Source organism: Corynebacterium sp. 2571A (assembly GCF_055700935.1).
On sequence record NZ_JASTTE010000002.1, the window covers coordinates 311974 to 335945 of the forward strand.

General features: G+C 60.3%; 22 protein-coding genes and 1 tRNA gene. 16 read left to right on the top strand and 7 right to left on the bottom strand.

What is annotated here, in order from left to right; genetic code table 11:
- The first annotated feature begins 44 nt into the window (after positions 1 to 44).
- The 5 genes from QQS53_RS04915 to QQS53_RS04935 are packed head-to-tail and all read left to right on the top strand — an operon-like array spanning position 45 to position 2601.
- Complete coding sequence (locus tag QQS53_RS04915; protein ID WP_472774793.1) at positions 45 to 602, top strand: carbohydrate-binding protein; 558 nt, start codon at positions 45 to 47, stop codon at positions 600 to 602.
- Positions 599 to 1411 (top strand): peptidoglycan recognition protein family protein, encoded by an 813-nt coding sequence (locus QQS53_RS04920; RefSeq protein ID WP_472774794.1) that lies wholly within the window; start codon positions 599 to 601, stop codon positions 1409 to 1411. The genes QQS53_RS04915 and QQS53_RS04920 overlap by 4 nt, the downstream gene beginning before the upstream one ends.
- The gene (locus tag QQS53_RS04925) at positions 1411 to 1776 is read left to right on the top strand and encodes a hypothetical protein (protein WP_472774795.1); all 366 of its coding nucleotides are present in this window, start codon (positions 1411 to 1413) and stop codon (positions 1774 to 1776) included. Before QQS53_RS04920 ends, QQS53_RS04925 begins: the two co-directional genes overlap by 1 nt.
- A 2-nt stretch (positions 1777 to 1778) precedes the next feature.
- Positions 1779 to 2189 carry a hypothetical protein gene (locus QQS53_RS04930; protein ID WP_472774796.1) on the top strand — a complete coding sequence of 137 codons (411 nt, stop codon included), beginning with the start codon at positions 1779 to 1781 and terminating at the stop codon, positions 2187 to 2189.
- Positions 2179 to 2601 (top strand): hypothetical protein, encoded by a 423-nt coding sequence (locus QQS53_RS04935; RefSeq protein WP_472772791.1) that lies wholly within the window; start codon positions 2179 to 2181, stop codon positions 2599 to 2601. Before QQS53_RS04930 ends, QQS53_RS04935 begins: the two co-directional genes overlap by 11 nt.
- A gap of 46 nt (positions 2602 to 2647) precedes the next feature.
- Here QQS53_RS04935 and QQS53_RS04940 read toward each other — a convergent pair whose 3' ends face one another.
- The 5 genes from QQS53_RS04940 to QQS53_RS04960 all read right to left on the bottom strand — a co-directional run bounded on the left by QQS53_RS04940 (position 2648) and on the right by QQS53_RS04960 (position 5229).
- Complete coding sequence (locus tag QQS53_RS04940; RefSeq protein WP_472774797.1) at positions 2648 to 2779, bottom strand: hypothetical protein; 132 nt, start codon at positions 2777 to 2779, stop codon at positions 2648 to 2650.
- Positions 2780 to 3213: 434 nt separating this feature from the next.
- Entirely contained in the window at positions 3214 to 3843 is a 630-nt protein-coding gene (locus tag QQS53_RS04945; protein WP_472774798.1) for a hypothetical protein, read from the bottom strand.
- A gap of 99 nt (positions 3844 to 3942) precedes the next feature.
- Positions 3943 to 4134: a hypothetical protein gene (locus tag QQS53_RS04950; RefSeq protein ID WP_472774799.1), complete on the bottom strand. Its 192-nt coding sequence runs from the start codon at positions 4132 to 4134 to the stop codon at positions 3943 to 3945.
- 213 nt (positions 4135 to 4347) lie between these two features.
- Positions 4348 to 4914: a hypothetical protein gene (locus QQS53_RS04955; protein ID WP_472774800.1), complete on the bottom strand. Its 567-nt coding sequence runs from the start codon at positions 4912 to 4914 to the stop codon at positions 4348 to 4350.
- A 242-nt stretch (positions 4915 to 5156) separates the two neighbouring features.
- Positions 5157 to 5229, bottom strand: a tRNA-Asn gene (locus QQS53_RS04960).
- 149 nt (positions 5230 to 5378) lie between these two features.
- Here QQS53_RS04960 and QQS53_RS04965 point away from each other — a divergent pair.
- A complete protein-coding gene (locus tag QQS53_RS04965) occupies positions 5379 to 6608 on the top strand; it encodes a hypothetical protein (RefSeq protein WP_472774801.1) in 1230 nt (409 codons plus the stop codon).
- On the opposite strand, the gene QQS53_RS04970 is transcribed toward QQS53_RS04965, so the two are convergent.
- The gene (locus QQS53_RS04970; RefSeq protein ID WP_472774802.1) at positions 6605 to 7459 is read right to left on the bottom strand and encodes a hypothetical protein; all 855 of its coding nucleotides are present in this window, start codon (positions 7457 to 7459) and stop codon (positions 6605 to 6607) included. The two genes, QQS53_RS04965 and QQS53_RS04970, sit on opposite strands and share 4 nt — an antisense overlap.
- Before the next feature lie 204 nt (positions 7460 to 7663).
- Here QQS53_RS04970 and QQS53_RS04975 point away from each other — a divergent pair, with 204 nt between their 5' ends.
- The 10 genes from QQS53_RS04975 (at position 7664) to QQS53_RS05020 (ending at position 22318) form a co-directional block, all read left to right on the top strand.
- The gene (locus tag QQS53_RS04975; protein ID WP_472774803.1) at positions 7664 to 9616 is read left to right on the top strand and encodes a glycosyltransferase family protein; all 1953 of its coding nucleotides are present in this window, start codon (positions 7664 to 7666) and stop codon (positions 9614 to 9616) included.
- An 18-nt stretch (positions 9617 to 9634) separates the two neighbouring features.
- Positions 9635 to 10900: a glycosyltransferase gene (locus tag QQS53_RS04980; protein ID WP_472774804.1), complete on the top strand. Its 1266-nt coding sequence runs from the start codon at positions 9635 to 9637 to the stop codon at positions 10898 to 10900.
- A 107-nt stretch (positions 10901 to 11007) separates the two neighbouring features.
- On the top strand, positions 11008 to 12345 hold the full coding sequence (locus QQS53_RS04985) for a glycosyltransferase family 4 protein (protein ID WP_472774805.1): 1338 nt from the start codon (positions 11008 to 11010) through the stop codon (positions 12343 to 12345).
- Positions 12346 to 12358: 13 nt separating this feature from the next.
- Positions 12359 to 12988 (top strand): hypothetical protein, encoded by a 630-nt coding sequence (locus QQS53_RS04990; protein ID WP_472774806.1) that lies wholly within the window; start codon positions 12359 to 12361, stop codon positions 12986 to 12988.
- A complete protein-coding gene (locus tag QQS53_RS04995; RefSeq protein ID WP_472774807.1) occupies positions 12985 to 15078 on the top strand; it encodes a glycosyltransferase in 2094 nt (697 codons plus the stop codon). The genes QQS53_RS04990 and QQS53_RS04995 overlap by 4 nt, the downstream gene beginning before the upstream one ends.
- A 73-nt stretch (positions 15079 to 15151) precedes the next feature.
- Complete coding sequence (locus tag QQS53_RS05000) at positions 15152 to 16084, top strand: ABC transporter permease (protein WP_472774808.1); 933 nt, start codon at positions 15152 to 15154, stop codon at positions 16082 to 16084.
- A 139-nt stretch (positions 16085 to 16223) separates the two neighbouring features.
- Positions 16224 to 16928: an ABC transporter ATP-binding protein gene (locus tag QQS53_RS05005; RefSeq protein WP_472775054.1), complete on the top strand. Its 705-nt coding sequence runs from the start codon at positions 16224 to 16226 to the stop codon at positions 16926 to 16928.
- Between the two features lie 97 nt (positions 16929 to 17025).
- Complete coding sequence (locus QQS53_RS05010; RefSeq protein WP_472774809.1) at positions 17026 to 17967, top strand: hypothetical protein; 942 nt, start codon at positions 17026 to 17028, stop codon at positions 17965 to 17967.
- A complete protein-coding gene (locus tag QQS53_RS05015) occupies positions 17960 to 20158 on the top strand; it encodes a hypothetical protein (RefSeq protein WP_472774810.1) in 2199 nt (732 codons plus the stop codon). Before QQS53_RS05010 ends, QQS53_RS05015 begins: the two co-directional genes overlap by 8 nt.
- A gap of 540 nt (positions 20159 to 20698) precedes the next feature.
- Positions 20699 to 22318 (top strand): heparinase II/III domain-containing protein, encoded by a 1620-nt coding sequence (locus QQS53_RS05020; RefSeq protein ID WP_472774811.1) that lies wholly within the window; start codon positions 20699 to 20701, stop codon positions 22316 to 22318.
- A 138-nt stretch (positions 22319 to 22456) separates the two neighbouring features.
- Here the strand turns inward: QQS53_RS05020 and wecC are convergent, their stop codons facing one another.
- On the bottom strand, positions 22457 to 23716 hold the full coding sequence (gene wecC, locus QQS53_RS05025) for a UDP-N-acetyl-D-mannosamine dehydrogenase (protein ID WP_472774812.1): 1260 nt from the start codon (positions 23714 to 23716) through the stop codon (positions 22457 to 22459).
- Positions 23717 to 23972: the final 256 nt, after the last annotated feature.

The following is a 23972-nucleotide window of genomic DNA, read 5'->3' on the forward strand; positions in this document are numbered from 1 at the left end:
GGGGGCTATTTTCATGGGCGGAAGCGCCCAGGAAGGACACGACTATGGACACGATTAAAGACAGTATTCAGGCCCTCGACAACGCCGAGTTTGCTAACCTCATGCGCTGGATGTACGGGGAGGAACAACCCCGACGGGAGGCGCAGGCCGAGGTAGTCAAGGTGCTGCAGGACGAAGGAAAGCTCCCGATGCCCGATGCGCTGACTGACGCGGAGGCGCTGCCCGAGGACGTTAGCGACGTGCCAGAATGGGTCAACCCGGGAACCGATCATTCTGCTATGTACCGCGAAGGCGATATCGTGCGTTACGAGGGGCGGATTGTTCGCTCGACGCACAAGGGCCTCAACCACTGGGAACCAAACACACTGTCGCTCGACGGCCGTATCTGGGAGGACATCACCCCAGCCGAGGACGAGACCAGCGATGACACCACCGAGGACGCGGAGGCCACCCAGCCCACATGGCGGCCCGGCGTTTCCTACCTCGCCGGTGAAGAAATCCTCTACGAGGGCCGCCGATACCGCGTCATTCAGGGCCACACCTCACAAGAAGACTGGGCCCCAGATGCCGCCCACTCGCTATTCCAGGAGGTCAAAGCATGAAGGACTGGGAGACTCTAGAACCTGATAAGTACGCGCTGGTTGGTGGACATCGTCTCACGAAGGGGCGCGCCCGGCCGATTGACCGGATCATTATCCACCACAACGCCGCAAACCGATGGTCGTCTGAACAGGTGCGTGACCTATGGAATAACAGCCGCGAAGCGAGCGCCCACTACCAGGTGGAGGCGGACGGGACGATCGGTCAGCTCGTCAATGACTGGGACACCGCCTGGCACGCGGCAAACGCTGATGTTAACGCCCGCTCGATTGGTATCGAGCACGCGAATATTTCCGGCCCGCCGCGCTGGCAAATCTCCGACAAGACCATCGAAGAAGGCGCCCACCTCGTCGCTGCCCTGTGTCACGCGTACAAGCTCGGCCGACCGCAGTGGGGCCGAAACGTCTTTCCCCACTCACAGTTCACCTCCACCTCCTGCCCCCACCAGCTGGACGTCGGAGGCGAGGACCACACCACCTACATGCGGCGCGCCCAGTGGTGGTACGACAACCCCACCGGTGGGGCGAAGAAAACCACACCACCGGCGGCGCAGAAGCCGAAACCGAAGGAGCAGAATGTGCTGACCACTAAGTATTTCACTGACTACATCACGGGGTTTTTCACTCCGCAATTTGACGCAATTCAAGAAATTTGGACGCAATTAAGGGGACCATCGGGTAACGGCTGGCCTCAATTAGGGCAGGATAGCCAAGGCCGCGACCTCACGTTGGTAGATGCGGTGGCTAGTATCCGCTACCAGCTCGCGCAGATTCAAGCAGACGTAGACGAACTGAAGCGGAGGAAGAAATAATGGGTAAGCATTACAAGAAACCGATTTTCACGACCGTGTCGGAGCACGTGGCAGAAGCTGTCGCGGTGGAACTCCAGGAGCAGCCGTGGTGGCGGAGATATAAGGGAACCATCATGCTCATCTTGCAGGCCGTCGCGTGGGTAGCTGGTGTTCTTCCGGTCTACCTGGCGGACGCGCCGGAATGGACAATCATCCTTGTGGGCGGTATCGGTTTCTTCGTCACCACCCTAGTCAACCGCCTCACTGTTGACGGTGTCACCCCGTCCATGGCCCCACGCCTAGCAGGCCAAGCGGAACGCCGCGAATCAGCAGAAACCCCCGCCACCCTACCGGTCTACAACGGCCCCACCACCGCAGGGGAGTAGTCATGACCCGCACCCTTCGACTCATCATCGCCGCGCTAGCGCTCCAAATGACGTCACGGGGCTTGGACTACCTATTCGGTGACACTCGCTCAGGGATCGGCATATTCGAGATTGATAGCATCGGCCCGCCCTTCGCATGGGGCCTAGCCTGTATCCTCGCCGCCGCGATTACCGCTACTGGTCTCGTCATTGGGAGGGACCGAATTACGAGGGGAGGAGCAACGCTATCAGCGGCGATCTACGTCGCCTTCGCCCTTATGGTCGTTGATGACGTTTACCTAGACGACACGGTGGATGACTGGCGCTATCTCACCCTTTATTTGTCCGCCGCGTTTATCTGGGGGGTCATCGCATGGTCGCTCAGTGTCCGCATGGCGGTCACCGAGAACCGGAAGGAGCATAGTGCAGATTGACGAAATACTTACGTTCTTATCCGGTTCTAAGAGCCCGCTGGGCTTCTTTCTTTCCGTCGCTATCATCCTCGCCTTCGTGAGCGGACTATTCTCCAAGGCGGCAGAAAACTACGGCGGCATCATTGGTGCGGCCAGCAAGGCGCTCAATAAGCATAAGCAGGACGCCATCGCCGCCGACGAGGCTAGCGATGCCCGCCGCCTCGACCGGTTAGAGAAGACGATTCAACGCCTCGATAACGAGGTTGGTGAGCTGCGGGAGAAAGACAAAATCCACCATGAATACCAGCTTTATGTCGCAGCGTACTGGCGCAAGCTGCAGTTCTGGGCAGTGGAGAAGAACATCACCCTGCCGCCCCCACCGATGATGACCTACCCGGAGTGGAAAATAAGTACCTACCCAGACACGGAGTAACGTTGACCCCCGCCCTCGTGGTGGGGGTCTTTTTTCATGCCCTTTTTTAGTAGTCGCCCTTCAGGGAGGTGATGTACAGGGAGGCTTCTTTTTTGGACATTTTTCCCACTTCCTCGCGGGTGGTGGGGCCGTAGTAGAAGCCGCCTTCGAGGCGTGCGCCCTGGTCAATAAGTGCCATGATGTAGGAGACCTGGCGCGGGGTGGCGAGTGGGCCTTTTTCTGCGATGAGTTGACGGCGTTCTTCTTCGGCTTTTTCTTCGGCGGCGATTTCTGCGCGGATGGCTGCCCGTTCTACATCCCACTCTGCTTGGAGCTCGTCGCAAGCGGCGATGGCTTCGGCTTCGTCAGCGTAGGGGCGGAAAACGTTTTTGGGGGTGATGCTGCTGTTGTGGAATGCGTAGAGGCCGGGCCCCCCAGGTTTTGCCGCGCTCTTTGCGGGGGCGAGTCTCCCGGATGATGTAGTAGTCGGTGGTGCTGTAAAGTTCGTTTTTCATGGTGTGGGCCCTTTCTGACCTTTGTGGCCGGGAACTTTTCCCTTGCCTGTGATACCCATATTAGTCGATACCCCGGCGGTTGTCTAGCTGGTAGACATCTATGTTTGTATGGTGCTCGTCACACTTCATCCCCTAGGTGCAGTGTCACCCCGTGCATGGCCATGGCGAGTCGGCAGGCCGCCCGCTCCCACTCCAGAGACCGTCCATCCAGCTGCTGCTCATCCTCCTCGGAGGGGTAGATGAGGATGGTGCCGCTCTCATTCATGTCTGCGAGTGTGTCCGCGTCATCCAGGAGGCGGTCTAGAATATCTCGTACACCGCCACTGATAGCCAGGGGGATAGGGGCGGTGCCAGCCACCCACCGTGCGTAGGTGCGACGTGCCACCCCTAGCGTGCGGGCCATGTTGTTGGTGTCCAGACCTAGTAAGTGCTGGGTGGCTTGCAGGTCACCACGCGAAATTGGTTCTTCCCCGCCCTCGTCCCACATGACGGCGGGCACGTCCCACACGTGGCAGGCTAGGGCCTCCAGCAAGTCCTCGTCCAGAGGGCGCGGGGTAAGCGGGGCCTCGTCCTCGTCCAGCTCGGACTCGTCCAGCGGGTAGACCGCCTGCACCTGGTCGGCCCAATCATCCATGATTTTGCCCGCGTCCAGGGCCTCGTCGATAAGCTGCTTGCGCAGCTCCTCCAGCGACTCACCCGTAACCTCGTGAGTGAAACCGGCCTTTTCTGCGGAAATGATGATGGTCATTGTGGTCTCCAGTCTTATGTATGGCTGTGTATGTTGTGTGGTTTATGCGCCTTCCCGTCTAGCCCTCCGCTGTGGGGGGGGCTAGGCGGGGCAGCGGGATTACAGTGCGTGACCTGCGACAATCTCCCAGAAGTCAACGTCCTGGCGGAGGATGAATCGCTTGGCGATGCCCTCCCCGTCGGTGGTAATGACCTGGTCGGCGATGGCGTCGATGTCGTGCTGGTTGGCGTATTCGCCCATAACCTCGATGATTTCGCGCTGGATGGCCTCATTGCAGGTTTCGTATCGCATGTGGAATATCTCCCTTGTATCGTGGCCGGGAACTTTTCCCTTGCCTGTACTACTAATAGTAGTCGATCATCTACCTACTGTCTAGTTGGTAGACATCTATTTTTGTGTGGCGTTCGCCACAAAGAAAAATCCCCGCCGAAGCGGGGAAGTGGCATCCGTCGAATACAATAAAGGCTCATCCCCACCGCAGCGGGGAGGGCTGGATGCCTGCAATTAATCGTACTCGCCGAGCAGCGGAAAATCACCCATCCAGGAATAGACCGTCTGCCGCGTCACCCCCGCAGCGCGGGCCAGCTGCGCGACCGGCACCTTCCTGGAGTGTGCCAGGTGAGCGACCCGCTCATGCAGCATGCGCTGGTCAAGCTCCAGCTTGAATTGGAGATCTGCCAGGCGCTCTCGCTCCTCGCGCACTTCACGCACCAGCGGGGGTTCCTCCTGAGACGGCGTAGTAATTTCGTAGGCCTTGATGTGGATAGGTTCAAAACCGAGGGCCTGCACCAGGCCGCCCTGCACCATGTCCAGCGCCGTGGAGCCCAGATTGTATTTCTTCTTTGTCTCCTTGGTGACTACCCAGGTTCCCCCGGCCTGCCCGGTTTCTCCCACTACCGCCCCGTCAGGCGACACCAGCACACCCTTCACGCCACTATCGCCCGTCCAGGCGCTAGCCCACCTCGCCAGCTGCTTGTGTGCCCCCATCGGGCCGCCGCCACGCTTGGCCAGCACCTGATCCGCCTTCCTGGCGTTCCACGCATTGATAGTGCCGTATTCGAAATTAATCATTTTTCCTCCAGTCCTTTCGTTTTCTTCTACCCTCATCCTAGAGTCTACCCGATAGACATGTAGGGCTATTGGACTATGGATCTGGTCACGCTAGGGAAGTGGTCGCCACGCCAAATCCCACGACAATTCCACGACAAAAGGCCCAAAAATAGGCCAAAAGCGCCCAAAAGATACCTAACCCGAAAAACACGAAAACCCCCGATGGCCAGCGTTGTTGCTGGTCAACGGGGGCTATGAAATTGCTCCTCCAACTGGGCTCGAACCAGTGACCCTTCGATTAACAGTCGAATGCTCTGCCAACTGAGCTATGGAGGAATATCCATTCGCTGCAACGACTGCTCGCCGCAACGAGACATAACTATATTAGGAAACCTCCGAATAACACAAATCGCCAGGCAGTCGAGGTTTTCTGGATTCGTATTGTGAAGGCAGAACGCGTGGGTTCTGGCAGGTAGATTAGAGGGGTGACTTCTCGGATTAGTTTTCACCCGCACACGTGGACCAAGCGGGCCCTGGTGGTGCAGACGGACCTGCCGGGGCCGCCGGAATGGGGCCCGGAGCAGCTGTGGCGCCTGTTTCCGTCGCGGGCGCAACGCCCGGTGCGGGTGAGCTTCGCGTTTAATCGTGACGTCGCGGTCACGGGTGATTGCCTGGCCTTGGCGCTATCGACGCTGACGGGGAAGAACTTCGAGCGCATCGATTTCGGCTTCGAGGTCTCCACGGGGGTGCGGGAGGCGATAGCCGAGTGGACGCAGGCCGAGGTCAACGCCGAAGGTGCAGCCGGCGGGGAGGGGACCGCGCCGGGTGGGGCGGCGGAACCTGCCAACGGCAAGGTGGTGCTGAACTTTTCCGGCGGGTTTGACTCGCTGGCGGCGCGCTACCTGCTGCCGGCAGACCATGAGTTGGTCTCGTTGGATTTCGGCGGGAGGTTTAGCCGCGAGCGGGAGTTCTTTCAGCGCTTCGACCCAATCCGCGTGGAGACCAACGTGGTGCGCACCCCGCTGCGGGCGAACTCGTGGTCGTTTATCGGCCTGGGGACCCTGCTGACCGCGGCCACGACGCGCGCGGAGTACTGCTCTTTTGGCTCCATCCTGGAATCGACCAGGTTTAAGCGGGGCAGCGCCTATGAGAATAACTTCACGTTCCCGCCGTTTGCGGCGGCGGGGATGACGAACGCGGCGCCGACGCTGGGCCTGACCGAGGCCGGCACGGTCTTGGTGCTCGCACACAACGCGCCGGAGCTGCTGGCGGATTCCTTGCAGTCGCTGGCGGGGCCCCGCGAGGAGAAGCTGGTGCGCAAGCGGGCGCTCGTCGAGGCGGTGCTGGCGTCGGCGGGCACGGCGGTGAGGCTACCGCGCATCGAGATGCCGGCGGAGCCTTATTTCACGTTCGGCGACAACTTCACCACGGACCTGACCGCGATGTACTTGAGCTGGCTGGGGCGCCCCGACCTGGCCCGGCAGCTGGTGCGCGGGTTCAGCCAGCAGATCGTGCGCGACGTGCGGGGCATGGATTTTGACTTCATGCGTAAGGCAGACGGGCGGATGTACCGCAATTACCCGGAGCCGCTGCACGCCACGCTGACCGCGGGGCTGGACCAGGCCGGCATCGAGTTTTACACGGCCGAGGACGAGGAGGCCAACGCCGAGTTTTTGCGCTACTGGCGGGACTTCAAAGCCAACCAGCCCAGCTAATCTGTGATGCTGTCGCTGAACATGTCGTCGGCCAGCAGTTCGTCCCACTGCCCGCCCAAAGAGACGGCGAATTCTAAAATTCCCTGGAGGAGATAAAACGGGGGCGGGGCATGCCCCGGGCCCCAGTCGCCGACCAGGAAGCGGCGGCGCGCGGCGTGGTCGGCGGTAGCGTCCTTCCAAGGCCGGCAGTGTTCGGTCAGGTGCAGCTCGTCCTCACTGCACTGCAGGTAGGCCACGTGATTCGGGAAGGACTCAGAGTAGAGCGGGGTGACGTCAGTGACCGCGGGGATGTCCTCGATTGGCGCGCCCGCCCAGCTGCTGTCCAGGAAAGCCTGAACGTGGCCGGGGTAGTAGCCGGCGATGGTGGTCTGCGGGTTCGCCACGATGGCCAGGGACCCGGGGAAGCGGTGGGAGTAGTACAACGCGGCGAAGGCCCCGGCGGAGGAGCCGTAGAAGATGAGGTTTTCTGCGTTGCCGAGCCCGTCCTGGATGTGGTCGATGGCCCGGACCAAGTCGTCCTGCAGGGGCAGGGAGGGCGAGCCAGTGAACCAGCCGATGGCGGTGCTGCGCCCCAGCATCGGGTCGGAGACAAAAATAAGATTGGCGTCCAGGTTCTCGGTCAGCTGCTGGCCCACGAACAGCGGGAGGCTCGTCGTCGCCGGGTCGGCGGCGGCGTGGAAGACCACGATGGTGGTGGCCGCCTGCCGGTCGACCACCATCAGCTCCAACAGCGCGTCCTCGTAACCAATGACTTGGATACCGGGGGTGAGCGCGGCGTGGCAGAAATCGTCGAGGGACCGGTGGAGCACGGTATCCGCGCGGTAGCGCCGGTAGTTTCTGACGAAAGGCATGCGCACAAGTCTAGCGCTTTGCCTAGCCCACGTGTTCCACCCTGTGCACGCTTGCGAAAACGGGTGCGGACTAAATCCACAACCCTGCGGAAGTGAGCGGGATTCGTTTAAGATGTTCGCAGTTAACATTTTTCTGTGGCGCTGTAACCCAGCGGAAACCCACTGAAAACCCAGCGATCCCCCGAACCGAAAACGAGCCCAGCGATGAATCTTTCCGAACTACGGACCGCCTTGTGGCACTTGCGCAAGGGCGGTTTCCGGCAGCTGGGGAGGCACCTGGAGCACCGCGAGAATCTCCGGTTGAAGGCCTCGCAGGACGCGGCGGATAAGCAGCGGGTAGAGGAGATGAAGCGCGCCGAGCTGCGCGGTTTCGACCCGCTGGACTTTGAGGAGTTCCCGGGAAACACGTCTCGGCCCAAGCCTTTCGGCCATTACCGGGTGGGCGCCATCCTGGATGATTTCTCGCACCTGGCCTGGGGAGGGGAATTCGACCTGGTGCCACTGACCCCGGACAACTGGCGCGAAGAGATAGCAGACGGCATCGATTTCCTGCTGGTTGAATCGGCCTGGCAGGGAAATTCCGGGGCCTGGCGTTACCAGGTCGTCGGTAGCAACGCCCCCTCGGACAACCTGCGCGAGCTGGTCGCGCACTGCCGGGCATCCGGAATCCCCACGGTGTTCTGGAACAAGGAGGACCCGGCCCACTTCGACGACTTCCTCGCTTCCGCGCAGCTTTTTGAAGTCGCCGCTACTACCGATGCCGCCTGCGCGCCCCGCTACCAGGAGGCGCTGCCGGGCACCCGCGTGGTGGTCGCCCCCTTCGCCGCCCAGCCCCGGGTGCACAATCCCATCCGCACCGCGGTCAGCGGGCGCTACCAGCGCGGGGATATCTGCTTTGCGGGAACCTATTTCCGCCACAAATTCCCGGAGCGGGCCCGGCAGATGGAATTTATCTTGCGCGCCGGGCTGCTAGCCAGCGACAACCTGCATTCGGCACTGACCATCTATTCGCGCAACCAGGGCGTCGACGACAAGTACACCTTCCCGGCGCCGTTTGATGAGTGGGTCGTAGGCGCGCTGCCCTACGGACGGATGCTCAGCGCCTACCGCGGCTACAAGGTCTTCCTCAACGTCAATACCGTCACGGATAGCCCGACCATGTTTTCCCGCCGCGTCGTGGAGCTGCTCGCCGCCGGCACCGCGGTCGCGACCACGCCGGCGGAGGGGATATCCCGCCTGTTCGGCCCCGGCGAGGTCCTGACCATCGACGGCCCCGCGGAACAGCCGGGCGAGGATGCGGAGGAAGCAATCGATGCGGCGGCCGCGAGCATCGAGGCCCTGGTGCGTTCCGCACTCGCCCGGGACCGCATGGTGCATAAAGCCCAGCGGATCATCTGGGAGGGGCACACCTATACCCACCGCGCCCAGCAGATCGTTCAGGCGATAGGCCTGCCCGCGGCCAACGCCTGGGCCGGCCGCCCGAAGGTCACGGTCGTCATGGCTACCAACCGGCCCGAGCGCGTGGCAGAGGCCGTGGCGCAGATCCTCGCCCAGCGCGAGGTCGAGCTGGAGGTCTTGGTGGGACTCCACGGTATTGCCGCCCCGGAGCCGCTCCCGGAGGGCGTGCGGGTCTTCGAGTTCCCCGCGGAGGCGAGCCTGGGCGAGGCCCTCAATGGGTTGGTTCGTGAGGCGAGCGGTGACTACGTGGCCAAGATGGACGATGACGATTGTTACGGGCCGGATTACCTGCGCGACCAGGTCAACGCGCTGCGCTTTTCCGGGGCCGAGGTCGTGGGCAAGCAGGCGTCTTACCTGTATCTCGCCGACACGGATGAGCTGGTGCTGCGTAAACCCTGGCGCGAGCACCTGTGGACCGACCTGGTCTTAGGCGCGACGCTGGCCGCGCGGCGGGAGACCTTCGTGGACCATCCCTTCCGGGAGCTCGGCAGGGGCGAGGACACCCAGTTCCTGCGCGACGTGGCCGCCGCGGGCGGCAGGATTTACTCGGCCGACCGTTTCAACTATATCCAGGTCCGCGCCGCCCACGGGCACACCTGGGACGTGGAGGCCTCGGCACTAAAACGCAACGGGGTCGTGGAAAGCTACGGGCTCAACCGATCCCACGTCTTCGTGGGCCGGGAAGCAGACGAGGATTAGGCCAGGGGAGAGCACAACATGTTTTTCATCGGACGCACGCGGTACAGCCTGTTCAACCCGACCTCGACGTCGTGGCGGCTGACCCAGCAGGACAGCGCTGCGACCGCAGGCGCCAAATCCCACGCCAAAACCGCGAAGAGCGTGGAGAATTACCGGAAGGAACTCTACGCCCCGGACCGCTTGGCCCTGCGGGAAGAGATCTTTACCCAGCACACGTTGCCGGCCTTGGCCGCGGCCGCGCGGGATTTCGACGTGGTGCACGTGGTGTCCTACTCGGAGTCGCTGCCGGAAAAGTACCAGCGCAGTCTCGCCGCGGCGGCGCAGCGCTACGATTTTCTGCACCTCGACAAGCGGCCCGACGGCCAGGCCGGGACCCCGCTGGGAGAAATCGCGCGCGGGCACGTGGCCGCGGGCGAGGCCTTCGGCCAGTACCGGCTTGACGATGACGACGTGTTAAGCACCGAATACTTCGCCACCATGGCGCGGTATGTGCGGCCGGAGTACTGCGGGATGGCGGTCAGCTTGCCGCTCGGGGTGGAGGCAATTCTGCACCGGGGGCGCGTGACGAACCTGCGGCAGGCGCATTTCCCCATGAATTCCATGGGGCTGATGTACGTCTGCCAGTTTGGCGAGGACGGGAAGCTGCAATCTCCCCGCCCGGCCCCGCACAACATGGTGGACCGGAAAAGCCCGGTTATCCTGGATTCCCGCCAACTGGGGTATTTCCGCTTCAACCACCTAACCCAGGACAACGCCTTGCGCGCCAAGGATGGGCCCTCCATGTCGGGCCTGGTCAAGGCGATGTCTAAGTACCCACGCTTTGAGGACGCCGACACCCTGGAGCGCCTGTTCCCCACGGTGGCGCCGCTGGTCGTGGACGAGAGCACTGCCGATGCCTTGGACCGGCCCACTCTGGTGTGGGCAGCCACCCGGCTAGAAATGCCCCGGCCGCTGCAGACCTTCCGCCTGGAACTTGACCATATTTTCGCGCCGACTGCCCGACCCCACCAAGGACTGGTCACCCTGGATATCCAGAACGCCGACGGACGCCCGGTCCCCGTCGGCACGTCGCTGGCCGGTGTGCCGAAGTCCGCCCGAGCGGAGGTGGGCTACTACAAGTACCTGGACTCCCGGCCGGGGAGCGGGTCAAGCACGGTGGAGGTTTTCCTCCCGGACGGCTACCGCGTGGTGGGGCTGGGGGTGCGCCGTTTCGGCAAGTCTCTACCGTTTTTCCTTCGGAGTGCTGAATTGAGCTTCCCGAGCGAGCAATCGGAAGTAAAGTAGACAAAGTGGCTACCAAGAAATCTAGATAATCTCCGATAGTCTGGGCCGCGTGCCTGGAGGCTAGAAGAATCCGATATCCCGCCGTGAGAGAAAGCACCTAGTTTGCCGTGAAGATCCTTGTCCTTTCCCAGTATTGGTATCCGGAAAACGGGGTGCCGCAGCGGCGGTGGGCGTGGCTCTCGCGAATCCTCATCCGCAACGGGCACCAGGTCACCGTCATCGCGCCGCCCCCGCACTACCAGCGCAAGGTCTCGCTGCGGCAGTGGTTGTCCCAGCGCAGTTTCCGTTCCGCGCGGCAGGCGGAGGAAGGACCCGCGGGTGAGCGGGTTATTCGGTCGGGCTTTTTCCCCGCGGGTCGTTCGCTGACGCAACGGATTTTCAACCAGGCCTCGGTGGCCGCCTCGATGGTGCTGATGCACCTCAACCCCTCGCACCAGGTCCGCAAACTGCGACCCGATTTGGTCATCGGTACGGTGCCGGCACTGCCGACTTCGGCGGTAACGCGGCTGGTCGCGGGGATCCACCGGGTGCCGTACGTCATCGACCTGCGCGACGCCTGGCCCGATCTGCTGCGCGAGAGCCGCGACTGGAATTCGGGCACGGGCCGGAGGACGCTGCGGGAGAAGATCTTAAGCCGCGGGCCGCTCCAAGTGCTGACCAAGCTCACCGAGCAGGTTATGTACTCAGCACTGCGCAAGTCCGCCGGCGTCATCACCACTACCCAGCGGGAGAGCGACTACCTGGCCACGTACTTCGCCCGGACCATGCCAGGCCCCAAGCCGGAGTTGACCACTATCCGCAACGTCTTCGCGCCCCGGTCGGACTACGACCGGCAGGTCAAGGCGCCGCGCGAAGGCGGCCTAAACGTCCTGTACGCCGGCACGCTGGGCCGGGCCCAGAAGCTGGAAAACGCCCTGGAGGCCGCGAAGATCGCCCGGGACAAGGGCCTGGACGTGCACTTGCGCATGATCGGCGACGGGGCTACCTGGTTCGCCCTGAACGAGCGCTCGGAAGAATTGGGCCTCGACGTAGAATTCCGCCACCGGCTGCCGGCCGACCAGCTACGGGAATACTACGAGTGGGCGGACACCGCCTTGGTGCATCTGACCGATTGGGACGCCCTCGAGCGCGCAATCCCGTCCAAGACCTACGAACTCATGCAGTTAGGTCTCCACATCAGCGCGGCCGTGGCTGGGGAGGCCGCGACGCTCATTCACCAGCTGCACGCGGGCCACGTCGTGGAGCCAGAAAACCCGGAGGCGCTCGCGGACCTGTGGATTGAACTCGCCGCGAATCGCGGGATGCTCCAGGTCGGGGAGGACGGAAGGAAGTGGGTGGAGCACCAGCGCGACGAGGTCGTTCCGTTAAACCTGCTCGACATCCTCGACCGGATAGAGCGCAACAACGTCCGCGTCCAGCGAAACCAGCAGGGCTCTCGGGGATAGGTGGCACATCATCATGCGTATCAGCAGCCTAGACGCCTACCAGGGCACATTCGGCGCTAAGACCCATGCCCCGGGCCAGCCCACCGCGCAGCCCGCGCGGCCAATCGTCATACTTGATGACTCCGAGGAGCCGGTCTCCCTGGCATCCGTGACCGGGGATGCCATCTTCCTGTCCGCGCCCCCGGACACATGGCCCGCCGACGGTGGCCGGCTCATTCTGGTCAATACTCCCGAGTCGCTCACCCTGGACGCCGCCTCCCGTTGGCTTAGCGCCGGCCACGAGCAGGCCGAGTACTGGGCAGATCACGAACACGTGGCGCGGATGGTGGAGCTGCTGCGCGCCGAGGTCGCGGAGGGGAGCGTGTGCGTGACCGGTTTTGAAGCCCGCGAAGGGTGGTTGCGGCTGCGCCTGGGCACTGCCACCGGTCCGACCCGCTCCAGCGAAGACTTCGTGCGGGGGCTGGCCGCCCAGGCCGGTCCTGGCAGGGACCCCGAGCACACTCCTGCGGCGCCGACGCTGTCGGAGCCCAGCCTGGGCTCGCTGGTGGTCAAGAAGGTGGTGCCACTGGCCAAGCCCATCAAACAGTACCTGCCGGCCACGCTCGTGGCCTACCTCTACAAGGGATTGGAGAAGCTGCGATGAGCCGCGGAGAATTCCAGCCGGGCATCAGCGTCATCGTGCCCTCGTACCAGGGCTGCCAGCGTTTGCCGGACATGGTGGCATCCCTGTTAGAGCAGACGCTCGCCTCGGAGCTCTTCGAGGTCATCGTGGTGCTCAACGGTCCGGCCGACGGCAGTTACGAGGTCCTGGCCCAGGCGCGCGCGGAGCACCCGAGGCTGAACCTGCGGGTGTTGACTAGCGATGCCCCAGGCGCCAGCCGCGCCCGCAACCTTGGGCTGGCCGCGGTGCGGCGGGAATACGTCACCTTCCTCGACGATGACGACCGCCTCGAGCCGCGTTTCCTCGAGGTGGGGCTGGCCACGGCCGGGCCCGGCGTCTGCGCGCTGCTGCCGATAGCGGACGTGCGCGCCGGGCAGCGCGAGGAATCCACGAGCCTGGGCGTGCGCATCAAAGCCTTGGCGGGGACCACACAGCTAGCCCGCAGCACTGCCTGGGCCCTGGGCTTTAACGCCTGCAAGGTGGTCCCCAGCGCGGTCCTGACCCGCTACCGCTACGCGGAAAACCTGGACTCCGGCGAGGACGTGGTCTTCTTCGCGCATTTGCTCAAACACCCCGACCTGGCCCTGCGCGTGCCGGGGGATTACGCCAAAGCAGCCTACCTGCGCACCCAGCGGGCCGGGTCGGTCAGCCGGCAGGAAAGCTCGTACCAATTTAGCGTGCGCCAGCGCCTGGACTGCATCGCTAGCCTGCGTGGCATCACAGTCCCGGAGGCCTCCGCCACAGCGCGGGAGAGCCTGGAGGCCGCCCAGTTCTCCTTCGTCGGTGATTACCTGAAAACCAACCCCGGGGACGTGGACAGCGCAATCGCGGAGGCAGTCAGCTTGAAGGTGCCGGGCCTGCCGTGGGCAGAGTTGCGCACGGAGAAAGCGCGCCGGCTGGTGATCTCCTATTGCTTCCCGCCGTATGCGGATACCGCCGCCAACGTCGTGGCCAAGCACATTGCCGCACGCGGCGAGCTCGTCGACGCCATCTCCGCGGATATGTCCCGCGTGCGGGGCAAGGATCCCTCGACACAGCTAATTGTCGAACCCTACCTGGCCCAGCACGCCGAAATCCGGGTCGATCCTTCGTTCGCGGCCTGGCCGCTGATATCCAGCTTCGCCCGGAAGGCCGCGCGGGTGGCCGGCAAGCGGATGAACTCCGCCGGGCCTTACGAGGCGATGTACTCGCGTGCCCTGTGGTCCGGTTCCCACGTGGCCGCGGCCCTGGTCAAGCTCAAGCACCCGGGGCTTTCCTGGGAAGCCGAATTCTCCGATCCCCTGCGCTTCGGCGTCGACGGCCAGCCGCGGGAGGGTGCTATCACCCCGGGGCTGACCACGCTGCAGCTGCGGCGGGCGGTCTCTGCCAGCCGGTGGGCGGGGATCCCCCTGGATACCCACTTCGCGCTGACGGAGGCCGTGACCCTCATTTACGCCGACCGCTTGGTGTTTACCAACGCCAACCAGCGCGAGGTCATGCTGGCGCCGTATCCGGAGGGGCTCCAGGAAGAAGCCCGGGCGAAATCCGTCATCCGGCCGCACACCCCGCCGCCGCGCGAGCTGTTTTCCTTGGGCACCTCGCGGGCCCGGGCAGTCCCGGGCAAAATCAACATCGCCTACTTCGGCAACTTCTACGCCAACCGCGGCATCGGGCCGGTCCTGCAGGCGCTGGCCACCCTGCCGGATACCGCGCGCCAGCGCTTTGTCCTGCACATCTACTGCGGCAACCCCGCTGCTGTCGATGCCCTCCGGTGGCAACAGGCCGCCGAGGCGCCCGGCGCGCCCGTCGACGTGCGCGCCTACCCCTATGCGGATTACCTAGACTTTTTGGCTACTACGGAGGACTACGACGTGCTGCTGGTCAACGACGCGGAGACGACCGGGTCCGCCTTTACCGTCAACCCGTTTTTGCCGTCGAAGTACTCCGATTATTCCGCCTCCACCACGCCGGTGTGGGGGATCGTCACCGCCGACTCGCCGCTGTCGGGGCTCCCGCTGGACTACCGCAGCCAGTCCGGCGACACGGATGCGATAGTAAAAACCCTTTATCATTTGCTAAGGGAAGTTGACTAGACTGGTTGAAGTTTCAAGTGAAAACAAAGAGGTACGTTAAGACAATGAGGCAACGGAAAGGGGGCCGAAGTAAATGAGTCGTCACCGAAAGCGGGAGAACTCCCGGAGCGTCGATTATTTCCAGAAGCTCAACGAGCAGATCACCCATTCCGACGGCCCGGTCCAGATCGTGTCCCCGGAGGGGCTGAAACCGCTCAACCCCCGACCCAGCCTGTCGACCTACCTCCAGCAGCTCTGGGAGCGCCGCTTCTTCGTCATCGCGGAAGCCCGCTCCAAGGCCCTGCGCTCCACGCGCGACTACCGCCTGTGGAAGCTGTGGCTGGTGGCCAACCCGATCCTCGACGTGGCCTTCTACGGCTTCCTGTTCGGTTACCTGTTCAAGACCTCCCGCGGCATCGAGAACTTCATCGGGTATCTCATCCTCGGCATCATGTTCATGCGCATGATCACCGGCCTGTTATCCGCCGGCAGCGGACTGATTACCAAGTCCCGCGGGATGATCCGCACCTTCGCCTTCCCGCGGGCCTCGCTAGTGTTTTCGCAGACCCTGCGCGCCGGCATTGATAACCTCCTGCCCGCACTCATCGGCATGATCCTGGCCTTTTTAGCGCAGTGGGGCACGCCACCTAACTGGACCATCATCCTGGTGGTGCCGCTCTACCTGATGCTGCACATCTTGGGCTGCGGGCTGATGATGATTTCGGCGCGCCTGACCGCGGAAATCCCCGACGTCAAGGCGCTGATGGGCATTGTCACGCAGGCCTGGTTCTTCTTGTCCGGCGTGATGTTCTCGCTGGATCGTTTCTCGCACACGCCGGTCGTCCAGGAACTGATGTCGCACAACCCGGCCTATATCTTTCTCATGGCGATTCGTAATTCCACCATCTATGGCACCTGCCCGGACCTGTCCACCTGGCTGACCTTACTGGCCTGGACCTTCGGCACCTTCGTGGTGGGTTTCATCTACTTCTGGGGAGCGGAGCACAAATATGTCCGACTTGCATAAGACCGACCAAGCAGACGCTGACGGCGCAGTCGACTACGTGGAGGAGGCTAACGTCGTCGTCCAAAACGTATCCAAGCGCTACGTCATCAGCCAGTCCCGCTCCGACGACGCCCGCACCGTGCGGGCAGGCAAGAACAAGATGGTCGTCGACGCGCTAACCGATGCCTCCTTGGTCGCAGTACCCGGCGAGTCCGTCGGTATTATCGGCCTGAACGGCTCCGGCAAATCCACGCTGCTCAACCTCATCGCCGGGGGCGAATCACCCACCAGTGGCAAGATTCTGGTGCGCTCGCAGCCGATGCTCATGGGAGTAAGCCCCGCCCTGCAAAAGTCCCTGTCCGGGGAGACAAACATCTACCTGGGCTGCCTGGCCTTGGGCATGAAGCCGGACGAGGCCCGCGCCCAGATCCCGCTTATTGCCGAATGGACTGAGCTGGGCGATGCCATCAAGCGCCCCATGTCGACCTACTCCTCCGGCATGAGCTCCCGCTTGGGCTTTGCCATCTCCACCGCCGTCAAGCCGGACATCCTCCTCATCGACGAGGCCCTATCCACCGGCGACGCCGCCTTCGGCGCCAAGGCCAAGGCGCGCATGGCCGAGGTCCTAGAGCGCGCCGGCAACCTCTTCCTGGTCTCCCACTCCATCGGGCAGGTCGAGAAGAACTGTCAGCGTTGCATCTGGATCAGCAAGGGACACATCATCGCCGACGGCCCCACCGACGTCGTCTCTCCCCAGTACCACGAGTGGGCACGCCTGATGGGCAAGGACAATAAGGACCCCGCGCACGAGTACCTCCAGGAAGTCACCGCGGCTTATCAGCCTCCGAACGTCGTTTTGGGCTAAAGCAAAGGGATCCTTCGTTACCTCACGAGGGTGAGATACCTTGTGTATTCTGAATTAGCAGTTGAAACTAGTCTGGATAATTGTGGAAAGGCCCGGGATGAATGTTCTAGGCAAAATCCGCCACGGTAAAGCATTGACACTGCTTCTAGCCGTGGCGTTTGTGCTGTTCGCAGTGGCTTTCATTGTGCCGCAAGGCGTCGGGGAAACTGTTTTCGCCCTTGCCGGTGGCCTAGTTGCTCTGGTTTTCGCCGTGGGGTTTTTGTCTTGGGCAAAGCACTCGGTGGGTGAGCTTCGCCAATACTTCCGCCAGGTGGATAGTCGCCTCAAGCGCCTGGAGCCGCAAATTTCGAATGCGGTAGCGCAAAGAAATTCGGTCTCTGACCAGACACAGACACGCCCTTGTACTCCCAGTGCCTCCGCATATCCGGTATCCGCAGACACTCCGGATAATACTTCGCCGTTGGCTGCTGAGACCGGCAGCGTATACGCTGCCGGAGCGATCCCCGCATCCTCTGTTCGGCGGTCGAATACGCCGGGAGTCATCGGGCGTGGGGCAGCCGCCATCAGCGTAACTAGTGATGAATATCAGAACTTCAGTACGGTCTTTGACTCGCCCGAGGATCGCTGGACTAAACGCGTAGCGGTCATCGGGACAACTGATTTGATATCGGATCTGTCTGATTCGGTAAACCTCGAGGTGCTCAAACCGAATCAAACCCGACTGACCGTGGTGGCTCCGCAGGACTACGTGGTTATTCAGGAGCAAGCTTTCAGCAACGGGCTGTGGGCGCACGGGCTGGAGTCTTTCCGCTTGCAAACATTCCTTGAACTAGCGGAGTCGTTGAAGCTGGCGAAGAAGCAAGGGGCGATCGTGATTGTCCTCGCCGGGGCCGAGGTTGCGACCCTGACGCATTCGTTGCGAGAAGCAGCGGACTACGTACTTGGTGACGGCGAGGACGAGAGCGCGCAGTTGGAAGGCTTGGCGATGTACGCCAGGTTAGAGAACTATCTGGAAAAGGAGAGCACGCACAATGTCTAAAGCTGCTGTATACGCTGACATTAATCCCAATATTATCGACGGCTCTTCCATCTGGATGATGTCGATTACGGAGGTCCTTAGCCGAGTCTTCGACGAGGTTTGGCTGGTTCTGAAGACTGAACCTACCGACAAGAAGCTGGTATCAGCGGTTTCAGTCTTGGACAATGTGGTCATTGACTACGTCCCGAATCTTTCGAGCGACGAGATTAACGTCCGCGATATTGGACAGTGTGCGGCTCGCGTAAAGGAAATCCACGCTGCGGAAGGCCTTGCTGCTGTTGTGGTCCGCGGGCTCGATGCGTGTAATGCTTTTTGTAGGGAGCAGGGGCTTAGCGAAATCCTGTGGTCCTACGTCACGGACTTGCCATTTCCGCCGAGTAAGCTATCCGCCAATGGGCTGAACCGTTTGGAACGCGTTGCCTCCCGCTCAGCTGGATTGTTCTCGCAGACGGAGACTTCCCGCTCTTATTTTGAAGCCTTAGCGCCTTCGGCTCCTGGGAAAACGTACCTGCTGCCTCCCATGATTCCCGACAAGGCCTTTGCAGACAGGGCGCAAGACCCTGCGGGGGATGAGCGACCCCTGGAGATTGTGTACGCGGGTAAATTTGCCAAGGATTGGAAGACCTTGGAAATGCTGGAGTTGCCTGCCAAGCTCCAGGAGAGGGGAGTGCGTGCCCACCTGACTGTCATCGGAGCAAAGATCAATCGGGACAAGGAAGATCCGAGCTGGAGCAGTCGAATGGCCCAGGCACTAGAGGCTGCCCAGCGAGGGGAGTACCTCGGAGTCACGGCGGTAGGTGCGGTCGCGCGCGAAGAGTCCCTGCGCATGATTTCGGAGGCGGACCTGGGTATCGGGTGGCGTACTTCGAAGTTGGACTCCAGCATGGAGATTTCTACTAAAGCCTTGGAGTATGCAGCAGCCGGCACTCCGCCGGTAATCAACCGCAATGGCGACCATGAGCTCCTCTTGGGAACTGATTATCCCTTCTTCGTTAACGCGCATACTGATGTCAACCAACTAGCTGACACCATCGCAGCGAATCTTGGGTCAGTCCCGCAAGTTCAAGACTCTGTCCAGCAAGGGGTCCGCCAGTACTCGATGAGCTCTGCTGTACAACGCTTGCGAGACGTCTTTACCCGTGCGATGGTCTTGCGCAATGACCAGGATAACGGAAATGCGTATGAGCCGACGAAGCTACTGGTGGCGTCTCATGACCTCAAATTCGCTGGTGAACTGCTTTCTCGGCTGCTCAAAGATCCTCGCTTCGAGATTAAGTTCGACCATTGGGAGTCCCTGCACAAGCACGATGAGGCAAAAAGCGCCGAGCTAGCCCAATGGGCCGATATCATCTTCTGCGAGTTCGCTGGCCCAAACCTGACTTACTACTCAAACCACAAGCCCGAAAAGGCTCGCCTTGTTGCTCGCCTCCACGGATTCGAAACACGCAACCGGGCTCCTTGGTTCGCCCACGCGGACTTAGAAGCAGTTGATTCTGTGCTGACGGTTTCGGAGCACTATCGACGCGCCACCGTCGAGTTTCTCCCTGAACTAGACGGGAAGGTCCGGGTGGTCCCGAACATGATCGATACCCAGGACTTTTCTCGCCCTAAGGGGCCAGACGCTCGCTACCACTTGGGCCTCGTAGGGATGGTGCCGTTCTTGAAGCGACCCGACAAGGCTTTGGACCTGCTCAGCAACCTACTGTCACAGGACGAACGCTACTATCTTCACATCAAGGGGCGAATGCCCTGGGACTACCCCTACGTTTGGAAGGACACCCTGCAAAGGCACAAGTACCTCGACTTTTTCGCACGACTACGAGAAGATGAGGTTCTTTCCAACCACGTCGTTTTTGAACCTTTCAGCACCGACATTGCTTCGTGGTTGCGAGGAATCGGTTTCGTCCTTTCCCCGAGTGACGAAGAAAGCTTTCACCTCGCCCCAGCCGAAGGCATGGCCTCCGGAGCTGTGCCAATAGTCTGGAGTCGTGCCGGATCGACAGAAGTCTTTGGGAGTGACAATGTCTACGAAGATCTTGCACAAATGGCCGAAGTCGTTCTATCCGCCCAGTCCCACAGAATGCTCGAAGATCTGGGTCTTGGAGCAGAGCGGAAAGCTTCAGAATGGGATGTTAGTAGTATTTATCGGTCTTGGATTACCCAACTAATTGAGGGAGAAAGTCTCAATTAAACATCCGTTGTATTCAGTCCTATTTTCGCGGTGGAATGATTAGTTGTAAAACAGAAACAGACTGTTAAGGAAACCGGAAGTGTCTTGGGGTCGGTGGCTCATAAATGGCTAGCTTAAGACGTTGCTTCGCCGCTCTTTAAGTTTCGTAATTCGGTCTTGGCTGAAGTGCCCAGCGGTGCCGAATGCGTTCTTAGATTAGCTTGCAGTGCGACTAGCCTACAAGGCAGTCGAACCCATCATCTGTTTGGAAGGGCGGAGGAACTTAGTCCGAACTATTGATGAGGATAGGGTAAAATGGTTCAGACAAGTTCGGTGGTTGAACCCTAGGCATTGAATCTGCCACATCCCCTGGAAAGGAAGCCGTTGTCACTGTATAAATCTCCAAACCGCGGAAGGCCAATTGTAATTTCGGGTGGATTAGGCCGTATTAACAGCATTTCACGTGTGGTTGGCGGATCAATCGCAATTCACTCTTACCCAGAGGTGCGATTCGATCCAAACAAGCCATTTTGGCCTCAAGTTGAGAATCACGACTTACACGTGACCGTACGTTTTTATCTACATTCTCTTAATTGGATTGACTTCATTGTAGATAGTTTGATTAGGACTCCTTCAGCTGAGTGGTCTAAGGAGCAGTCTGCGGGCGCGGAATTTGTTCTATCCACTGCCAAGCAATGGTGGGAGCTTAATTGTGAGACTCCTCAATGGTGGACTGATGAGTATGTTTGGGGAGGTCACGCTGTAGCGATTAGGGCTGCTTCATTAGGGGTGCTGAGCCAAGTATTCCCCGAGGACAAATGGCTATATGAGGCAATTCAGTTTCATGGTCAATGGTTGATGGAAAACTTTGACGGATACTGGAACCACGGCCTATCCCAAGCCCTAGCTCTTCTGGTGGTTGGAGACCGAATTGGCAATGATACTTTCGTCAACACTGGGACTGAACGAGCTGTGGCTTGTTTAGAGGTGATGATTGACGAAGAGGGCGCGATCAATGAGCAAGCTCCTGAATATGCAAATTATATTGAGCGCTTGCGGAGCACGACGGTTAAGGCACTGGAGTTATTTGGTGCTGATGGAGCGGAAAAACTACGAGCTAAACGGTTACCGTTGGAAGAATTCATGGTGCACTCCCTCACACCTAGTGGAACCTTTGTAGAGCTGGGAGATTCAATGCCGAGAAGGCCAAACTTTGTAAAAAGAGGGCCCTTGGAATATCACCACTCGAATGGAGTTACCGGAGCAGAGGTTCCTCGGGTCAAGGTGTATAGCGCTGGTTATGTATTCGGTAGGTCTGGCTATGGGCAGTCTAGACCGACCTCCGAGGAAACTTATTACACGTTACGGTTCGGGCCTCCACGTCAGATTCATGGGCATTTAGATCATCTTTCCGTTACTTTTTGGGCCCTAGGACGGGATATAATCACGGATGCTGGGCACCCAGGATATACCAAAGGGCGGTTGCGCACTTATGCGCAAAGCCGTTTGGGGCACAATGTCCTTACCATCCGAGGTAAGAAGCATGATCCACAATCCGCGTCGAAGTTGCTGGAACGCCAAATCGAGAAGAATTGGGCAGCTTTTGATCTGGAAGATGTTTCGTGGCAAGGAATTTCGTGGAAGCGAAGCACTTGTTTTGCTGACTGCGGCCCCTTCGTCGTTGTAGATAGCTTAGAACCAACTCCTGGCATTGAGTATGCAGAGCAGAGGTGGAATGTTGCTCCAGAGTTTGAGTATGTGGGATCACTCTATGAAACTGTGACTTTTCGATCGGTCGTCGATGGAACTAAACTAGTGTTTATCCGATATGGTATTGAAGGGGAAAATGTTTACGAGCATACGGACGTAAACATGGGGAAGGGGGACATAGATAATTTGAGGGGAATTATATTTCGTGATGAACAACCTGTGAACACTTGGAATATAGGTTTTGGGCGGTCTAGTCGGAACTTCTGCATGCTCACGGCGGTGATCGTCGCTGGAGCTAATGAAAAAGTGGAGTACACTTTTAAAGATGTTGGTCCCGCTGGTCGTATCTTGCGGATCACACGTGGGACACAGAAGTTCTTTTTTCAATTTGACTCGACGAAGAAGTCAGTCCGTGCCAAAGCGATCCCTGAACCGCCGGGGTATCTCAATGGGGGGCTGAACCCCAGCTAACCTGCTGAGCAATCTAGCGTAAGGACTGATGCTCGTGTATTCCGAAGGCTCAGCAGGTGAGGGGCACTGCATGGGGCTCTTCCGCTTGACGTTAATGCGGCGGTTGAGTAGTACCGCGGTTTTCGATTGTTAATAAGTTCACAAGTTATTCCAGAGGCCCTTGGCATCGACGACTTCCTTGCCATCCAACAGGTGCGCGTCCAGCTTCTTGAACTCCTTGTGATCGACCAGCAGCAGGATGACATCGGCGTCGTTGATCGCCTGGGTGTAATCGTTAAGCTTCGTGTTGTCGAAGCCCTTGAGGCGCTTGGGCAGCTCGTCGACGTTCGGCTCAGCGACCAGGAAGGTGGTGTCTTGGAGTTCTTCGGCTAGGTCGACCGCGATGTTGAGGGCCGGCGACTCGCGCAGGTCGTCGATATCCGCTTTGAAGGCGAGGCCGAGGACGGCGACCTTGGACGCGCCAGTGCGTTCGATGGCTTCCTTCACCTTGCTAATGACCCAGGCCGGCTTGCCATCGTTGACGTTTCGGGCGGTGTGGATGAGCTTGGAGTTTTCCGGATCCGCCGACACGATGAACCACGGATCCACGGCGATGCAGTGACCGCCGACGCCGGGGCCGGGCTGCAGGATGTTGACGCGCGGGTGGTGGTTCGCCAATTCGATGAGTTCCCAGACATCGATGCCGAGCTTGTCAGCAATGAGGGAAAGCTCGTTGGCGAAGGCGATATTGACGTCGCGGAACGAGTTCTCAGTCAGCTTGGCCATCTCCGCAGTGACGTCGTTGGTCGGCAAGAGCTCGCCCTTGCAGAAAGAGGAATAGATGGCGGTGGCGCGCTTGGTTGCCTCCGGGGTCTGGCCGCCAATGATGCGGTCGTTGGTGCGCAGCTCTTCCATAGCCTTGCCCGGGAGGATGCGCTCCGGGCAGTGGGCGAAGTAGACCACCGGCTTGCCCTCAGGGTTTTCAGTGCCATCGGCGACAAGGTCGGGGCGGAGTTCAAGAATCTTGTCGGCCATCTTCTTGGTGGTCAGCGGCGGGGAAGTGGACTCTAGGATGACCAGCTCGTCGCCCTCCAGCTGCGGCGCAATGGCCTCAGCTGCCGAGTAGATGAACTTCATGTCGACGTCGTAAGACTCAGTAAACGGCGTGGGCACCGCGATGATGTAGGCATCCGCGTGTACCTGCTCCGTGGTGGCCTTGAAAAGGCCGGATTCAAGCGCCGAGCGCAGCTCTTCTTCCAACCCCGGCTCAACGATAGTTACCTCGCCGCGGTTGATGCGGTCAACGTTCACAGCGTTGACATCAACACCAGTGACTTTGACACCGGAATTAGCTAGAACAACGGCGGTCGGCAGGCCAATATAGCCAAGCCCGACGAATGCGACGTGCGTATTGGACATTAGATTCCTTTGGATTAGAAGCAAAGGGCGCGCAGGCATGTTTCATCCTCGCGAACCCGGTATAACCTGCGGTGGGACTCGGCAGGCATATTACACGTGCGTCAGTCATCATGCTTGGTAAGTTGTGAAATCTTATTCAGAACTTAGGTTCGTTTAGCGATTTCAGGGGTGACTAGACATTGTGGCGCGGCGAACCTTAGTAGAGTATTAGTCAGAGATATAGGTGTCTTTTCGACGATGGTTTCCGGCTTCTATT

What these genes read in the sequence shown, in the direction of transcription:
- QQS53_RS04915 (WP_472774793.1), top strand. Translation starts at nt 45, where the DNA reads ATGGACACGATTAAAGACAGTATTCAGGCCCTCGACAACGCCGAGTTT.
- QQS53_RS04920 (WP_472774794.1), top strand. Translation starts at nt 599, where the DNA reads ATGAAGGACTGGGAGACTCTAGAACCTGATAAGTACGCGCTGGTTGGT.
- QQS53_RS04925 (WP_472774795.1), top strand. Translation starts at nt 1,411, where the DNA reads ATGGGTAAGCATTACAAGAAACCGATTTTCACGACCGTGTCGGAGCAC.
- QQS53_RS04930 (WP_472774796.1), top strand. Translation starts at nt 1,779, where the DNA reads ATGACCCGCACCCTTCGACTCATCATCGCCGCGCTAGCGCTCCAAATG.
- QQS53_RS04940 (WP_472774797.1), bottom strand. Translation starts at nt 2,779, where the DNA reads ATGGCACTTATTGACCAGGGCGCACGCCTCGAAGGCGGCTTCTACTAC.
- QQS53_RS04945 (WP_472774798.1), bottom strand. Translation starts at nt 3,843, where the DNA reads ATGACCATCATCATTTCCGCAGAAAAGGCCGGTTTCACTCACGAGGTT.
- QQS53_RS04950 (WP_472774799.1), bottom strand. Translation starts at nt 4,134, where the DNA reads ATGCGATACGAAACCTGCAATGAGGCCATCCAGCGCGAAATCATCGAG.
- QQS53_RS04955 (WP_472774800.1), bottom strand. Translation starts at nt 4,914, where the DNA reads ATGATTAATTTCGAATACGGCACTATCAATGCGTGGAACGCCAGGAAG.
- QQS53_RS04970 (WP_472774802.1), bottom strand. Translation starts at nt 7,459, where the DNA reads ATGCCTTTCGTCAGAAACTACCGGCGCTACCGCGCGGATACCGTGCTC.
- QQS53_RS04975 (WP_472774803.1), top strand. Translation starts at nt 7,664, where the DNA reads ATGAATCTTTCCGAACTACGGACCGCCTTGTGGCACTTGCGCAAGGGC.
- QQS53_RS04980 (WP_472774804.1), top strand. Translation starts at nt 9,635, where the DNA reads ATGTTTTTCATCGGACGCACGCGGTACAGCCTGTTCAACCCGACCTCG.
- QQS53_RS04990 (WP_472774806.1), top strand. Translation starts at nt 12,359, where the DNA reads ATGCGTATCAGCAGCCTAGACGCCTACCAGGGCACATTCGGCGCTAAG.
- QQS53_RS04995 (WP_472774807.1), top strand. Translation starts at nt 12,985, where the DNA reads ATGAGCCGCGGAGAATTCCAGCCGGGCATCAGCGTCATCGTGCCCTCG.
- QQS53_RS05000 (WP_472774808.1), top strand. Translation starts at nt 15,152, where the DNA reads ATGAGTCGTCACCGAAAGCGGGAGAACTCCCGGAGCGTCGATTATTTC.
- QQS53_RS05005 (WP_472775054.1), top strand. Translation starts at nt 16,224, where the DNA reads ATGGTCGTCGACGCGCTAACCGATGCCTCCTTGGTCGCAGTACCCGGC.
- QQS53_RS05010 (WP_472774809.1), top strand. Translation starts at nt 17,026, where the DNA reads ATGAATGTTCTAGGCAAAATCCGCCACGGTAAAGCATTGACACTGCTT.
- QQS53_RS05015 (WP_472774810.1), top strand. Translation starts at nt 17,960, where the DNA reads ATGTCTAAAGCTGCTGTATACGCTGACATTAATCCCAATATTATCGAC.
- wecC (WP_472774812.1), bottom strand. Translation starts at nt 23,716, where the DNA reads ATGTCCAATACGCACGTCGCATTCGTCGGGCTTGGCTATATTGGCCTG.